The organism is Azospirillum sp. UFLA03-27, assembly GCF_059803775.1.
The window spans coordinates 1-15,090 of the sequence record NZ_JAUQTX010000177.1 but is presented as its reverse complement, the minus strand read 5'-3'; the positions used below and the strand labels follow the sequence as shown (position 1 = coordinate 15,090).

The window sequence follows — 15,090 nt, the reverse complement described above, 5'->3', positions numbered from 1 at the left end:
ACCGAGATCTACACTCGCGTATAATCGTCGGCAGCGTCAGATGTGTATAAGAGACAGGCATGGTGCCCGCCGCCAGCGCCACCGGCTGCCCGCCCGGCGGCCAGGCCACGGTGCGGTAGACGTTGCCCGCCGCGACCGACAGCGGCATGACGAAGGCCAGCGCCATCCAGCCGGCCAGATCGGGCGAGGGCAGGCTGCCGCGCGGCCCGACGATCATCAGCGCGCCGACGAATCCAAGCAGGATGCCCGCTACCCGCCCGCGGTCGGGCGTCTCGATCCGCACCGCCACGGCCATCAGCAGCGTCAGGATCGGCGGCAGCGTGTAGACCACCGCCGACAACCCGGCCCCCAGCCAGGGCATGACGAAGAACAGCACGACGTTGGGCAGCGCCATGGACAGCAGCCCCGACACCGCGAAGTAGCGAAGATACCGCCCAGTCACCGGCATCGCCTGCCCTTTGACGCGCGCCAGCCCGGCCAGGATCACCCCGGCGCCCAGCATCATGGAGAAGGCCCAGGGCAGCGGCGGCACGCCGGCCGCCTGCGCGATCTTGGTGACCGGAAAGATCACGCCGATCAACCCGCCGACCAGGAGCAGCAACGCAAGCGATTCGGCCCCGCGCGACGCCGGCGGGACGGTGGAGGATGGAAGGGTCAATGTCAGACCCGCGGGGTCCGGGGGCTGCGACGCCAGCCGTCTTCCAGATCGTCCGGAAAAGCCGGGTCGAGGGTCTGCTCCACCGTGAAGGGGCTTTCCTCGGAAAAACGCTCCACCGGCAGATCGGTTTCGCGGGCGGCCTCACGCCGGGCAAGCTGGTAGGCCTTGGCGAACAGCGCGGGCAGCTTGGGCGTCAGGCTGGGGTTGTCCTCCAACACAAGGGCCGCGTTGTCCCGCTCCCGCTGGATGCTGTTGCGCCAGCTCCGCGACCGGCGGGCGGGTTGTTCCTGCCATTTCAGGAGGTGCAAAAGAATCAGGCGCAGGCAGCTTCGCAGACGGTCGGCCTCGCTGCGGCCCATGCTCTCGATCTCCTCCGCGAGGTTTTCGGCGTCCACTTCGGACAGCTTGCCGGCGCGCAGAAGCCCGGCCTGCTCCTGCGTCCAGCCGTAGAAATCGTCTCCATACGCGGCGGCGTTGCGTCCCATGGCGGCCCCTTCGGGTGATGTGCCGACACCAATATGGTGAACACGCCGTGGGCTTGGCAACGCCCTCACGCCCCCTGCGCGACGATGCGGTCGTAGGCCGGCAGGGTCAGGAAATCCACGAAGTCGTCCCGCTCCACGAGGTCGCGCAGCATCACCGCGGCGTCCTCGTACAGTCCCCGTTCGAAGGCGCGATCGCCGACGCGGGCCTTCCAGGCGGCCAACTCCTCGGCAATGGTCTCGTCCACCAGCTCCATGGTCACCGGGCGACCGTCGTCCAGCGCGGCGCCGTGGTGGACCCACTGCCAGAGCTGGGTGCGGCTGATCTCGGCGGTGGCGGCGTCCTCCATCAGGTTGAACAGCGGCACGCAGCCGATGCCGCGCAGCCACGCCTCCAGATAGCCGATGGCGACGGCCACGTTGTTGCGCAGGCCGCGCTCCGTCTTCGGCCCCTCCGGGACGGCCAGCAGGTCGGCGGCGGTCACGCTGACGTCGGCGCGCTTGCGGTCGATCTGGTTGGGCTTGCGCATGTAGGCGTCGAAGACCTCCCGCGCGACGGGAACGAGGCCGGGGTGGGCGACCCAGGTGCCGTCATGGCCGTTGGACACTTCCCGCTCCTTGTCGGCGCGGACCTTGGAGAAGGCCACCTCGTTGGCCGCCGGATCGTCCTTCACCGGGATGTAGGCGGCCATGCCGCCGATGGCCGGGGCGCCGCGGCGGTGGCAGGTCTTGACCGCCAGCAGGCTGTAGGACTGCAGGAAGGGCGTCGCCATCGTCACCTCCGCCCGGTCGGGCAGGACGGCGGCGGGGTCGTTGCGGAAGGTCTTGATGAAGCTGAAGATGTAGTCCCAGCGCCCGCAGTTCAGCCCGGCGGAATGGTCGCGCAGCTCGTAGAGGATCTCGTCCATCTCGAAGGCGGCCAGGATGGTCTCCACCAGCACCGTGGCCTTGATCGAGCTATGCGGGATCTTGAGATAATCCTCGGCGACCGAGAACACCTCGTTCCACAGTCGCGCCTCGAAATGGCTTTCCAGCTTCGGCAGGTAAAAATAGGGGCCGGAGCCGTGGGACAGCAATTCCTGCGCGTTGTGAAAGGTGTAGAGGGCGAAGTCGAACAGCGCGCCGGACACCGGTTCGCCGTCGAATCGGACATGCTTCTCCGCCAGATGCCAGCCGCGCGGACGGACCTTGAGGACGGCGGTCCTGTCGTTCAGCCGGTACTTCTTGCCCGACACCGGATCGTCGAAGGCGATGGTCCGGCGCACGGCGTCGCGCAGGTTGACCTGTCCGTCGATCAGGTTGGCCCAGGACGGGCAGCTCGAATCCTCGAAATCCGCCATGAAGACCTTCGCGCCGGAATTCAGCGCGTTGATGATCATCTTGCGGTCCACCGGCCCGGTGATCTCCACCCGGCGGTCGAGCAGGTCGTGCGGCAGCGGCGCGATGGTCCAGTCGGCCTCGCGGATGGCGCGGGTTTCCGGCAGGAAGTCCGGCGTGTGGCCCTGGTCGATCAGCGCCCGCCGCTTGGTCCGCACGTCGAGCAGGCGCAACCGTTCCGACCCGAACCGCCCCTCCAGCTCCGCCAGGAAGGCCAACGCCTCCGGCGTCAGGATCGTCTCGAAGCCCGGCGTGATCGGACCCAGGATCTCAAGCCCGGAGATGGTCGTGGCCATGCGGTTCCCCCAGTTCGTCGCGAGGGCGGTCCGGCGCACTCGCCTGCCAACCCCATTAGGACAAGGGCTATACCACAGCGGGAGAAGCCGCCATAGCCGGATTGGCATCCTTTGAAAGGGGCAACCCTTTTGCGCGCAACACTATTGCGTGCGAACGGTTTTTCGCCGGGCCAGCGGGTGATGCTCGTGAACGACCTGTTTTAGACGCTCCGACACCACATGGGTGTAGATCTGGGTGGTGGCGATGTCGGCGTGGCCCAGCATCTTCTGGACCGAGCGCAGGTCCGCCCCACGGTCGAGCAGATGGGTGGCGAAGGCGTGGCGCAGGACGTGAGGGCTGACCTTCTCCGGGTCGATGTTCGACTCGATGGCCAGCTCCTTCAGCAACTGGGCGAAGCGCTGGCGCGTCAGGTGCCCGTTGGTGGAGCTGCGCGATGGGAAGAGGAAGGCGATCGGCCCGTTCTCCCGGCCAGCCAAAATGAAGTGGCTCCGCCAGGGCAGATAGGCGCCCAGCGCGGCGGAGGCCGGTTCGGACAGCGGCACCATGCGCTCCTTCCCGCCTTTGCCGCGCACGATCAGCCCGCGCCCGTCGCGCAGGATGGCGGCCATCGGCAGGCCGACCAGTTCCGACACGCGCAGACCGGTGGCGTAGAGCACCTCCAGAAGCGCGACCAGCCGCAGCCCTTCCGGCCCGCCGCGGGTCTGGGCGGAGTCGATCATGCGCGTGACCTCCTCCACCGTCAGGATCTTGGGCAGCGGGCGGCCCTGCTTGGGGCTGTCGAGCGCCGAGGCCGGATCGTCCACCCGTCGCCCTTCCGAAACCAGAAAGCGGTAGAACTGGCGCATCGCCGACAGGCGGCGGGCCAGCGTGCGCGGCGCCGGCTTCTGCCCACCCTCCACATACTGGAAGGCGAGGTAGGCGCGCAGATCCTCCGTCACCGCCTTTTCCAGCGGCTGGCCGCGCTGGGCCAGCCAGAGGGCGAGGTCGGCGAGGTCGCGCTCGTAGGCCATGCGGGTGTTCAGCGCCGCGCCGCGCTCCGCCGTCAGCATGTCCAGAAAGGCGTCGACATGGGGCGAGGCCGCGATCGGGCGCGGTTTGCAGGGGCGCCCGCGCCGCTTCGGCTGGGCTTTTGGCGGGATCGTTTTGGGCATGGGACTCATCCGGCCAGGGCCGCGGCGGCTTCACGGGCGATCGCGCGGGCATCGCTGTCCAGACCCACGGCGCGCAGGGCACTGACCACACGCGCCACCACCGCGGGCGGCGTGCCCGCCGGCCCGGCGTTGCCGAGCAGCAGCAGGGCGGCCAGCGCCGTCTCGCCGACGCGCCGGTCGGATGAAGCCTCGGCCAAGCGTTGCCAGAGGGCGGGATCGGCGGTGGGAGGACGGGCGTCCACAGGCGTGGGGGCCGTCTCCTCGGGGTCAGCGGTCCGGCGCCACGCCTCCTCCGGCACGGCGACGCCCATCGCCTGGAGCAGGGCCAACTGCCCGGCGACGCGGGCGCGGCCCTCCGGATCGGCACCGCGCAGCGATTCGTCCAGCCAGCCGGCGAGGCCCAGCGCCCCACCGCCCGGCGGCGGACCGAGCGCGATGACGGCGAGCGGCCACAGCCGCGCCACCTCCGCCGTGGGACGGCTGCGCAGGGCGAGATCGTACCAGCGCTTGCCCTTGTCGGCCCGACCCAACGCGAAGCAGAGCCGCGCGGCGGCGGGGGCCAGGGCGGCGGCGTCCGGAGTCGGCGACAGGGTGTCGAGCATGTCCGCCACCACCGCCCCCACCGGACCGGCCAGCATCGGCGGGTCGAGAAGCTCCAGCGCCAGCCCGGCCAACTCCACCCGCCGCCCGCCGCCCATGGCGGCGAGCATGGCCTGCTGCACCAGCGCGCGGGTGCGGGCCGTGCGGTCGCGGGCCGCGGCGTCCTTCAGCCGCAGCAGCTCGTCCCCCTTGGCCGGGGCGGCGCGGTACGCCTCCGCCAGCCGCCGGGAATCGAGGAACAGGGCGGTGGCGGCGCGCTCCGCCGCGGTCATGCGGGTCGCCGGGTCGGTGCCATTGTTGGACGCCACCGCGGCCAGACGGGCCGGGTCGGTCAGGGACAGCACATCCGGCGGCAACCCGGCCTGGACCGTCCGCAGAGCGGCCAGGGTCAGCGGGCTGGGGTCCTTCAGGCTGCGCAGCCGGACCGCCGGGCCGCCGGCCATCGCCTCGGCCACCCGCAGGAAATCGGGATCGCCGCCGGGCTGCTCACGCAGCATCTCGAAGGCGAGGTCGTCGCCCGCCGGGGCAGCCCCGGCCTCGGTGGGCATCACCCCGCCGATCCGCCCGGCGCGCAGGCGGCAGAACAGCGCCACCCTCTGCCAATAGGGGGCGGTGAAGGGCTTGGCACGCTCCGTCGCGGCGGCGCAGTCCAGAGGGCCGGCGAGCAGTTGGGCGTCGGTCACGGCGCGGGCGGCGGCCTCGTCGGCCGTCATCGCCTCGGGCAGCAGAGCGGCAAGGTCAGCCGCGCCCCGCGGGTCGCCCATGTCTGCCAGCTTCTCCACCCGCAGCGCGCCGAAGCGGCGCACCGGCTCGGGTTCGCCCGGAGCGGCCGCGGGCGAGCCGCGGCTGAGCAGCAACCGGCGCTGCAGCTCCTTCACGGCGGGCGACGGGGTGAGGGTGGGCAGCTCCGGCAGCAGGGCCAGCACCTCGGCGCGCGGGATGCCGCGCCAGGGGTCGCCGCCCAGTCCGGCGGCTCCCTCCAGAGGCCCGGCGCCGTCGGGGTCGAGCGGCCCCAGCGTCTCCACCGCAATGGCCGAGGGCGACGCCACGGTGGGCACCACGTCGAAGGACGGCGTATGGACGGGCGGCGGAGCGGCGGGCGGGGTCAGCGGCAGCGGAGCAGCGGACGGTCCCGGCGAGGCCAGCGGATCGTCCAGGACCCGCCCGGCCCCGGATTCGACGTCGGGGACGGCCATCCGTTCCGGCGGCGGAAACAGGCGGATCGGCGGCCCGGAAGGCACGGCCTGGGTATAGGCCTGGGCCAGCGCCGGCGTCGCCGCTCCCATCAGGGCTGCGGACACAGCCAGGGCCAGAGGGGCCAACCCGAGAGAAGCGGCGGTAAACATGGAAACGGCGCCGGCTCCGACCCGTCCGCCCCGTGGCGGAGCGGCAGACCGGCGGCGGCGCCCGGCGGCGTCCCCGGCGTCAGCGGGGGAACCGCTCATCCGGAATGACCTTTTCCACCGTCTTAGACGGTGCCGGCATGTCCCAGGAGGCAAGGAAGGCCATGCCACCCCCGATGACGAAGAGGAACAGGACGAAAAGAATGGAAATAACCCGGCTCATGGCGATTGGAGTCGTGTTTCTGTGGAAGGAACGGCGGCGCTGTATCACGGTCTGCGTCCGTGCGGCTTGGGACAAGGGTGCGCTTTCATGCTAATCATCGCACACCGTCCGCACCGCTGGCCCGATGGCCGATGAACGCCGGACGTACCACTTTAGCCACGGGGGCGCCGCTGCGCAACATGCGCAGGCCCCTGCGACCGAATCGAACACCGGCACCCCGGTCTCGCATCAGGAAAGTCCACAGCACCATGACCGCCCGCCTACCACCGCAGGGACAACCGCAAGCCCCTTCGAAGATTCTGCCGAAGACGGTGGTGCTGGTCGGCTTGATGGGCGCCGGGAAAAGCGCGATCGGGCGACGGCTGGCCGCGCGGCTGCACCTGCCCTTCGTCGATGCCGACACGGAGATCGAGACGGCGGCGGGCTGCTCCATCGCGGAAATCTTCGCCCGCGACGGCGAGGCGGTGTTCCGCTCGGTGGAGCGGCGGATCATCACCCGGTTGCTGACCGAACAGCCGGTGCACATCCTGGCGACCGGCGGCGGCGCCTTCATGGACCCGGAGACGCGCGCGGCCATCCGCGCCCACGGCCTTTCGGTCTGGCTGCGCGCCGAACTGGACGTGCTGCTGGCCCGCACGGCACGGCGCACCCACCGCCCGCTGCTGAACGCCGGCGATCCCAAGGAGATCCTGAGCCGGCTGATGACCGCCCGCTACCCCGTCTATGCGGAAGCCGACCTGACGGTGATCAGCGACGAGCGCCCGCCGGAAGCGACCGTGGAGCAGGTGATCGAGGCGCTGGAGGCGCATTTCGGCATCACCCTGCCCCACTCGCACCACCATCATCACCGCCACCCGGCGCATCACCACCACGACAAGCCCTGATCCCGCCATGACCAAAACCGTCACAGACACCGTCCGCCTCGACCTCGGTCCGCGCAGCTACGACATCCTGGTCGGCGACCGGGTGCTCGACGGCGCCGGAGCGCGCATCGCCGCGATCACCAAGGGCAAGGCGCCCATCGTCGTCACCGACGAGAACGTCGCTCCGCTGCACTTGCCGACGCTGGAACGCACACTGCGCGACGCCGGCATCGAGCCGACCCAGGCCATCGTCCTGCCGGCGGGCGAGAAGACCAAGGACATCGCCCATTTCGAACGGCTGATGGACGCCGTCCTGGCGCGCGGGATCGAACGGTCGGCGGTCCTGCTGGCGCTCGGCGGCGGGGTGATCGGCGACATCACCGGCTTCGCCGCCGCCTCGGCGCTGCGCGGCATCGACTTCATCCAGGTGCCGACCACGCTGCTGAGCCAAGTGGACAGCTCGGTCGGCGGCAAGACCGGCATCAACAGCCCGCACGGCAAGAACCTGATCGGCGCCTTCCACCAGCCGCGTCTGGTCATCGCCGACACCGCCACGCTGGATACCCTGCCGCGGCGCGAGGTGCTGGCCGGCTACGCCGAGGTGGTGAAGTACGGGCTGATCCGCCTGCCCGGCTTCTTCGCCTGGCTGGAGGCGAACGGCGAACGGGTGGTCGCCGGCGACAGCGATGCCCGCCGCCACGCCGTCACCGAAAGCTGCCGGGCCAAGGCCGCCATTGTCGGCGTGGACGAGCGGGAGAGCGGCGACCGCGCCCTGCTGAACCTCGGCCACACCTTCGGCCACGCGCTGGAGGCGGCGACCGGCTTCGGCTCTCGCCTGCTGCACGGCGAGGCGGTGTCGATCGGCATGGTCCTGGCCTTCGACCTGTCGGTGCGGCTGGGGCTGTGCCCGGCGGCGGACGCCGAGACGGCGCGCGCCCATCTGGCCCGCGTCGGTCTGCCGGTCCGTCCCACCGACGTGCCCGGTGTGGAATGGGACGTCGACGGGCTGATCCTGTCCATGGCCAAAGACAAGAAGGTCAAGGACGGGCGCATCGCTTTCGTGCTTGTGCGCGCGTTGGGTGACGCCTTCACCCAGCGCGACGTCGATCCGGCGGTGGTGCGTGCGCTACTGGAGGATGCCGTCGCGCGCTGATGCGCTGCACCATAATCCCTTGACCGTTGGGGTGGCAAACTGTCAGAGTTAACGACAGTTCCGATTCGCGTCCAAGATGCGAGAAAAAGCCGCCCCACAAAGGGAGAAGGGACATGCCGAACCGCAAGCTCATCCCCGACGTCATCAAGGATCAGCAGCTCGTCTGCCTGTCCCCGGAGGCCAGTGTCCACGACGCCACCGTTCTGATGGCGGAACGCCGCGTCGCCGCCCTCTTGGTCACCCAGGACCAAGCGGAAGGCGGCCGGTCGCTGAAGGGCATCTTCACCGAGCGCGATCTCGCGGCCCGCGTCGTCGCCCCAGGCCGCGATCCAGCAGCGACCCGGCTCGCCGAGGTCATGACCGCTTCTCCCGACACGCTGGGACCGGACGCCCACGCCTACGAAGCGCTGGACCTGATGGAGCGCCACCATTACCGCCACCTGCCGGTCACCGCGAACGGCGAATCGGACGGCATGGTGATGGGCATCGTCTCCATCCGCGACCTGTTCGCCGTGGTCCGCGCTCATCTGGAGGACGAGATCCGCGACCGTGAGGCTTTCATCTTCGGGTCGAACTACTCCGCCGGCGCTCCTCCATAACCCCAGGCACAGCGCCTCGGCGCGTAATGCTGCAATGCGGTGAAGCCGGCTTGACCTGAACGCTGGCCCCACCGATATTCCCGGGTACGCCCCAACAATCAGGCCGTCCGAACTAGGCCGAACGTCAGAGAGTCCCATGCCGCTGTCCGAACCCGCCGCGCGCGAACCGATCCACATCCGGGAAGTCACCTGCCGGGGCTATCGGCGGACCGATGGGCTGTGGGATGTCGAAGGCCATCTGACCGATGTGAAGAGCTACGCCTTCCACACCGAGCAGCGCGGTCAGATCCTGCCCGGCGACCCGGTGCACGGCATGTGGCTTCGCCTGACGGTGGACAACGACCTGATCGTCCAGGCGGTGGAAGCGGTGACGGAGAAGAGCCCCTACCGCACCTGCGGCTCCGTCACACCCAATTTCCAGCGACTGGTCGGGCTGAAGATCGGGCCGGGCTGGACCCGCGCGGTGAAGGAGCGGCTGGGCGGCGTCCAAGGCTGCACGCATCTGGTGGAGCTTCTGGGGCCGATCGCCACCACCGCCTTTCAGACCATCTATCCCATCCTGGCGCGCGAACAGGCCGAGAAGGCCCGGGCGGCCGGCGGCGAGGCGGGCAGCAAGGAGGACATGCTGCGCACCAAGCGCCCGGTGCTGCTGAACACCTGCCACATCTTCGACAGCAACGGCGAGGTCGTGCGGAAGAACTGGCCCGACCACTACACCGGCGACCGTCCGCGGGACGCCGCGGACTGAGGCGGCGGTCGGGGCCGACCGGTCTTCGTCCGCATCGGACACAGCTTACCGGACAGACACATAAGGGCGCATCCTGTGGACGCGCCCTTTATCTTCTGCCGATCGGAATGCTCCTCCTGTCACGCTTCCAGCGCGGACCGCAGGCCCTCGATCGCCGCGCCCGGCTTTGCCGCCGGCGGCAAAGCCGATGCCGTGGTGCCGGCCCCGCTTTCCGTACGATCCAGCTCGTCGAGCGGTGGCAGGTCGAAGGGCGTCCCCACGAAGGGATCGCCCCCGCCGTGTCCGGCCTGGACATGACCGTCCTCGGTGCAGGCCCGGCGGAAATAGGCCGCGATGAAGACGCGGACCGCCGAGGTCAGGGTGACCTCCGCATTGTCCGCGCCCGGACCGCGCCGCCGGACCTGCTCGTCCAGCCGGTCCTTGATCAGCGTGCAGAGGCCGTTGACCGTCAGGCCCTCGCGGCGGGCGATGTCCTCCAGAGCGTCCCACATGGTCGGCTCCAGACGCATGCTCGTGCGGCGCCCGGCAATCATGATGTTCATGCTCTTCAGCGGTTCCACACACGCGTTGGGATTCACTGTTAACCGCTTCTTCGGCCCGCGCTTCGCCATACGCCGCCCTCTCCACGAACCCGCCGGACGACGCGCGAAAAGTGCATCGCCCACGGCGCATTGATTGGTTGCATGCGCTGCACTCTACTAAATACAGCGAGAATTGCAACCACGGCAGCACTCCAATTATGTTTGAAGACGGAAAAGAACCTCTAGTAGTTGCATGCGTATGTATGCATTTGCAGGTGGCGCTTTTCCCTTGCTGCACGGGCGGCGGCACGGCGTTCTTGTCGGCGTTGCTGTCAGCGAGCCTCTTCGGGCGTCAGCGTGGTCAGGCCGAGGGCGTGAACGCGCTCCGCCATTTCTTGGGCGAGCAGGCCATAGACCAGCCGCTGGCGCTCCACGCGCGACTTTCCGGCGAAGGCCGCGGAGACGATGGTGACGTGAAAATGCGTCTCGCCTTCCGGGTGGGCGCCGCCATGGCCGGCGTGCCGGCCGGAGTCGTCCTGGATGTCGAGCCGCTCGGGGGCCAGCGCGTCAGTCAGCTTCCGGCGCATGCGGGTGGCGTATTCCATGGGGGTCCTCATTGGGTTTGGGCGGGGGCGGGTTTGGGATTGAGGTGACGGCGCGGCACCGCTCCCGTCAAGCCGCCAATGCCGCAGACCGGCCATTTTCCGCAGTTCGGCACCGCCCCCTTGCGTGCGCTTGCCAGAAAGGATGCCTCTTCCCATACTTCGCACATGAGCAAGCCACGCACCCGCTACGACTTCAGCCGCTACGACCAGCCGCGCACCGCCGTGCGCGCCTGCGATCATCCGGGCTGTGCCGGCGAGGGCGCGTACCGGGCGCCGAAGAGCCGCCGGCAGCTCAACGACTACTACTGGTTCTGCCTGGACCATGTGCGCGAATACAACCGCGCCTGGGACTATTACGCCGGCATGAAGCCCGAGCAGATCGAGGCCGAGGTCCGCCGCGACACCACGTGGCAGAGGCCGAGCTGGCCGCTCGGCTTCTGGGGGGTGCAGGAGAAGTTCCTGCGCGACCGCGCGATGCACGGCTTCAGCTTCGAGTTCGGGCGCGAGGCCGGCAAGGACCAGTCCGAGGAGAGCAAGCAGCGCCGCCAGGCCGCCCGCAGCGCGGAGGAGGAGGCGCTGGTCGTCCTCGACCTCGCCCCGCCGGTGGATTTCCCGCGCATCAAGGCGCGCTACCGCGAGCTGGTGAAAATCCACCATCCCGACGCCAATGGCGGGGACAAGGCGGCCGAAGAAAAGTTGAAGGAGATCAATCAGGCCTACAACACGCTGAAAGCCTGCTATGGTGCGTAACCCCGACGGTTGGCCGGACCAGATTGGCCGGGCGGCCCCGACAACAGACACGTTGGAACGATAAGAACCTCCCATGCCTTCTCAAGGAGCCACCCAGGCCAGCTCGGCCCTGTTCGATCACGTTCCCGACATCACCCTGTCGGTGCGTCAAGTGTTCGGCATCGACAGCGACATGCAGGTGCCGGCCTTCAGCCAGCGCACGGAGCATGTGCCGGACATCGACGAAGCCTACCGCTTCGACCGCGACACGACGCTCGCGATCCTGGCTGGCTTCGCCTACAACCGTCGCGTCATGGTCCAGGGCTATCACGGGACCGGCAAGTCCACCCACATCGAACAGGTGGCCGCGCGCCTGAACTGGCCCTGCATCCGCATCAACCTGGACAGCCACATCAGCCGCATCGACCTGATGGGCAAGGACGCCATCGTCCTGCGCGACGGCGTTCAGGTGACGGAATACCGCGAAGGCATCCTGCCCTGGGCGCTGCAGCACGCCTGCGCGCTGGTCTTCGACGAGTATGACGCGGGCCGTCCCGACGTGATGTTCGTGATCCAGCGCGTGCTGGAGGTGGAAGGCAAGCTGACCCTGCTCGACCAGAACCGCGTCATCCGCCCGCACCCGGCCTTCCGCCTGTTCGCCACCGCGAACACCGTCGGTCTGGGCGACACCACCGGCCTCTACCACGGCACGCAGCAGATCAACCAGGGCCAGATGGACCGCTGGAACATCGTGGCGACGCTGAACTACCTGCCGGTGGACGCCGAGGTGAAGATCGTCGCCTCCAAGGTGCCGGAATACGACAGCGAGGCCGGCCGCAAGACCGTGGCGTCGATGGTGCGCCTGGCCGATCTGACCCGCGCCGGCTTCATCAACGGCGACATCTCCACCGTGATGAGCCCGCGCACGGTCATCACCTGGGCGCAGAACGCCAACATCTTCAACGACATCGCCTTCGCGTTCCGGATCACCTTCCTGAACAAGTGCGACGAGGTGGAGCGGCCGACCGTCGCCGAATACTACCAGCGCTGCTTCGGCACCGAGCTGCCGGAGACGGGAGTGCAGGCGAACCTGGTGTGACGGGGGGCGAGCCGAGGGAAAGGCCGGCAATGGGGTACATCGAGGTCGGACCGAACGGGGAATTGGCGTTGCCGCAGGATCTGCGCGAGCGGCTGGGCGTGAAGCCCGGCGACCGCGTCGAGTTGATCCTGCGCGACGACCGCACCGTCCTGGTCAGACCCCGCCCGCACAGTCTGGACGATCTCATCGGCAGCGGGGGCACGTTCACGCGCGCCCTGTCCCAGGAGGAAATGGACGACGCAATCCGCCGGCGCATGGCGGAACGGCACGCCGGGCCACAGGACCGGACGTCGTGATCGGATTGGACACCAACGTCCTGCTTCGGCTGGTGGTGGAGGACGATCCGGACCAAGCCGCCAAGGCGCGGACCGCCGTTCGCGCCCTGGTCGCCGATGGTGAGGTCTGCTTCGTCGGCGACATCGTCCTGTGCGAGTTCGTCTGGGTTCTGGAAGGCGTCATGCGCCGGGACCGTGAGACCATCGCGCGCATCCTGGACCTCATCCTCGACAACGCGGACATCCGGGTGGAAAGCGAAACGGCCGCGCGGGCCGCATCGGCCCTGCACCGGCAAGGCTTCGACTTTTCCGACGCCCTGCTCGGATTCCGCAACCGGGACGCCGGCTGCACCACCACGCTGACGTTCGACCGCAAGGCAGCCCGTCTGCCGGAATTCCAGATTTTGAGCTGACAGCCCGCCATGACCGACCGTGAAAACCCCGTCGAGGCCTTCAAGCGCTCCACCGCCGCCGCGGTGCGGGCCCTCTCCCGCCGGGCCGACGTGCAGGTGGGCTTCTCCACCGAGCCGCCCGGCGTCGCCGGCCTGCGCGTGCGCATTCCCACCCCGGCGCGCGACCTGAACCCGCACGACGTCGCGACGCTGCGCGGCGCCGCGGATGCCGTGTCGCTGCGGCTGCGCTTCCACGACAACGCCATCCATCTCCAGCGCATGCCACTGGGCGACAGCGCCCGCGCCGCCTACGACGCGCTGGAGCAGGCCCGTTGCGAGGCGCTGGGCGCCAGCCACATGCCCGGCGTGGCCGCCAACCTGGAGGCGGCGCTGGACGAGCGCTACCACAAGCAGGGCTTCGAGCGGCTGGAGGAGCGCGACCAGGTCCCCCTGCCCGAGGTGCTGCGCCTGATCGCCCGCGAGGCGATGACCGGCGCCGCCCCGCCACCCGCCGCCGAGCACGCGGTCAGCCTGTGGCGCGGCTGGATTGAGGAGCGGCTGGGCAAGGACCTGCACGGCCTCGCCGGCCACATGGCCGACCAGGACGCCTACGCCCGCGCCGTGCGCAAGCTGCTGACCGATCTGGACATGGAGGTCGGCAACGACCCCGACGAGCCGCAGGAGCCGGAGGAGGACGAGCGCGACTCCGGCGAGAACGAGAACGAGCCGAACAAGGGCCAGACCCAGGGTGAGGACGACACCCAGAGCCAGGCCGAATCGATGACCTCGCAGGACCCCCAGGAGTCCGACCAGGGCGAGCAGGCCGAGGAGGGCACCGGCGAGGAGGGCGACACCGAGATGGGCCAGGGCGAGGGGGCGGAGGAGCCCGCCGGCCCCGGCCAGCCCTGGCGCCCGGAAGCGCGCGGCCGCAACGAGCCCGACCCCAACGCCTACAAGCCCTTCACCACCCGCTTCGACGAGGTGGTCGACGCCGCCGAGCTGTGCGACCCGGAGGAGCTGGCCCGGCTGCGCCACATGCTGGACCAGCAGCTCGTCCATCTCCAGGGCGTGATCTCGAAGCTGGCCAACCGCCTGCAGCGCCGCCTCCTCGCCAAGCAGCAGCGGTCGTGGGAGTTCGACCTCGACGACGGCATCCTCGACGCCGCCCGTCTCGCCCGCATCGTCGTCAACCCGGTCCTTCCCCTCTCCTTCAAGAAGGAGAAGGAGATGGACTTCCGCGACACGGTGGTGTCGCTGCTGATCGACAACTCCGGCTCGATGCGCGGGCGGCCGATCTCCATCGCCGCGATGAGCGCCGACATCCTGGCCCGCACGCTGGAGCGCTGCGCGGTGAAGGTGGAGGTGCTGGGCTTCACCACCCGCGCCTGGAAGGGCGGACAGGCGCGCGAGCACTGGATCTCCTCGGGCAAGCCCGCCAACCCCGGCCGCCTGAACGACCTCCGCCACATCATCTACAAGGACGCCGACCAGCCCTGGCGCCGCGCCCGCAAGAATCTCGGCCTGATGCTGCGCGAAGGCATCCTGAAGGAGAACATCGACGGCGAGGCGCTGATGTGGGCGCACAACCGCCTGATCGGGCGGCCCGAGCAGCGGCGGATCCTGATGGTGATCTCCGACGGCGCCCCGGTGGACGACTCGACCCTGTCGGTCAACGCCGGCAACTACCTGGAGCGGCACCTGCGGCAGGTGATCGAGTACATCGAGACCCGCTCGCCGGTGGAGCTGGTGGCCATCGGCATCGGGCACGACGTGACCCGCTACTACCGCCGCGCCGTCACCATCGTGGACGCCGAGCAACTGGGCGGCACCATGATGAACAAGCTGGCCGAGCTGTTCGACGAGGACGACCGCCGGGGCCGCAGCGGCTGGCGCTGAGGCCTAGCAGGGTGCGGAAAAACGAACATATTTCGGCCTTTTGCCTCCGTTGAGGATAAAAATGCGGGTTTCAGCGGGC

The 15,090-nt window shown here is 69.3% G+C and carries 16 protein-coding genes; 9 read left to right on the top strand and 7 right to left on the bottom strand.

The features are described 5' to 3' along the window. The 5 genes from Q4I23_RS22710 to Q4I23_RS22690 all read right to left on the bottom strand — a co-directional run. The coding region (locus Q4I23_RS22710) for a DMT family transporter (protein WP_498527715.1) at positions 1 to 658 on the bottom strand (658 nt) is incomplete at its 3' end. A gap of 2 nt (positions 659 to 660) precedes the next feature. Continuing rightward, entirely contained in the window at positions 661 to 1,143 is a 483-nt protein-coding gene (locus tag Q4I23_RS22705) for a DUF29 domain-containing protein (RefSeq protein ID WP_498527714.1), read from the bottom strand. A 65-nt stretch (positions 1,144 to 1,208) separates the two neighbouring features. Next, positions 1,209 to 2,813, bottom strand: coding sequence for a malate synthase A (gene aceB, locus Q4I23_RS22700; protein ID WP_498527713.1), 1,605 nt, complete (start codon positions 2,811 to 2,813; stop codon positions 1,209 to 1,211). Between the two features lie 141 nt (positions 2,814 to 2,954). Further along, entirely contained in the window at positions 2,955 to 3,974 is a 1,020-nt protein-coding gene (xerD, locus tag Q4I23_RS22695) for a site-specific tyrosine recombinase XerD (protein WP_498527712.1), read from the bottom strand. Beyond that, entirely contained in the window at positions 3,971 to 5,866 is a 1,896-nt protein-coding gene (locus tag Q4I23_RS22690; protein ID WP_498527711.1) for a hypothetical protein, read from the bottom strand. The genes xerD and Q4I23_RS22690 overlap by 4 nt, the downstream gene beginning before the upstream one ends. A gap of 513 nt (positions 5,867 to 6,379) precedes the next feature. Between Q4I23_RS22690 and Q4I23_RS22685 the strand changes: the two genes are divergently transcribed. From Q4I23_RS22685 to Q4I23_RS22670, 4 genes are all read left to right on the top strand, one after another. Next, on the top strand, positions 6,380 to 7,015 hold the full coding sequence (locus Q4I23_RS22685; RefSeq protein WP_454020477.1) for a shikimate kinase: 636 nt from the start codon (positions 6,380 to 6,382) through the stop codon (positions 7,013 to 7,015). 7 nt (positions 7,016 to 7,022) lie between these two features. Further along, positions 7,023 to 8,147 carry a 3-dehydroquinate synthase gene (aroB, locus tag Q4I23_RS22680; protein ID WP_498527710.1) on the top strand — a complete coding sequence of 375 codons (1,125 nt, stop codon included), beginning with the start codon at positions 7,023 to 7,025 and terminating at the stop codon, positions 8,145 to 8,147. A 113-nt stretch (positions 8,148 to 8,260) separates the two neighbouring features. Next, complete coding sequence (locus Q4I23_RS22675; protein WP_454020475.1) at positions 8,261 to 8,746, top strand: CBS domain-containing protein; 486 nt, start codon at positions 8,261 to 8,263, stop codon at positions 8,744 to 8,746. 136 nt (positions 8,747 to 8,882) lie between these two features. Next, on the top strand, positions 8,883 to 9,494 hold the full coding sequence (locus tag Q4I23_RS22670) for a DUF2889 domain-containing protein (RefSeq protein ID WP_454020474.1): 612 nt from the start codon (positions 8,883 to 8,885) through the stop codon (positions 9,492 to 9,494). A 119-nt stretch (positions 9,495 to 9,613) separates the two neighbouring features. Here Q4I23_RS22670 and Q4I23_RS22665 read toward each other — a convergent pair whose 3' ends face one another. Further along, positions 9,614 to 10,036 carry a ribbon-helix-helix domain-containing protein gene (locus Q4I23_RS22665; protein ID WP_454020473.1) on the bottom strand — a complete coding sequence of 141 codons (423 nt, stop codon included), beginning with the start codon at positions 10,034 to 10,036 and terminating at the stop codon, positions 9,614 to 9,616. A 311-nt stretch (positions 10,037 to 10,347) separates the two neighbouring features. Further along, entirely contained in the window at positions 10,348 to 10,620 is a 273-nt protein-coding gene (locus tag Q4I23_RS22660) for a BolA family protein (RefSeq protein WP_014239259.1), read from the bottom strand. A gap of 165 nt (positions 10,621 to 10,785) precedes the next feature. Between Q4I23_RS22660 and Q4I23_RS22655 the strand changes: the two genes are divergently transcribed. The 5 genes from Q4I23_RS22655 (at position 10,786) to cobT (ending at position 15,011) form a co-directional block, all read left to right on the top strand. After that, positions 10,786 to 11,370 carry a J domain-containing protein gene (locus Q4I23_RS22655; protein WP_237904357.1) on the top strand — a complete coding sequence of 195 codons (585 nt, stop codon included), beginning with the start codon at positions 10,786 to 10,788 and terminating at the stop codon, positions 11,368 to 11,370. 73 nt (positions 11,371 to 11,443) lie between these two features. Beyond that, positions 11,444 to 12,448, top strand: a complete 1,005-nt coding sequence (gene cobS, locus Q4I23_RS22650) for a cobaltochelatase subunit CobS (protein ID WP_014239256.1) — start codon at positions 11,444 to 11,446, stop codon at positions 12,446 to 12,448. A gap of 29 nt (positions 12,449 to 12,477) precedes the next feature. Then, positions 12,478 to 12,744 (top strand): AbrB/MazE/SpoVT family DNA-binding domain-containing protein, encoded by a 267-nt coding sequence (locus Q4I23_RS22645; protein ID WP_094301715.1) that lies wholly within the window; start codon positions 12,478 to 12,480, stop codon positions 12,742 to 12,744. Further along, entirely contained in the window at positions 12,741 to 13,136 is a 396-nt protein-coding gene (locus tag Q4I23_RS22640) for a type II toxin-antitoxin system VapC family toxin (protein ID WP_186464801.1), read from the top strand. The genes Q4I23_RS22645 and Q4I23_RS22640 overlap by 4 nt, the downstream gene beginning before the upstream one ends. 9 nt (positions 13,137 to 13,145) lie before the next feature. After that, positions 13,146 to 15,011 carry a cobaltochelatase subunit CobT gene (gene cobT, locus Q4I23_RS22635; protein WP_498527709.1) on the top strand — a complete coding sequence of 622 codons (1,866 nt, stop codon included), beginning with the start codon at positions 13,146 to 13,148 and terminating at the stop codon, positions 15,009 to 15,011. The last annotated feature ends 79 nt before the right edge of the window (positions 15,012 to 15,090 follow it).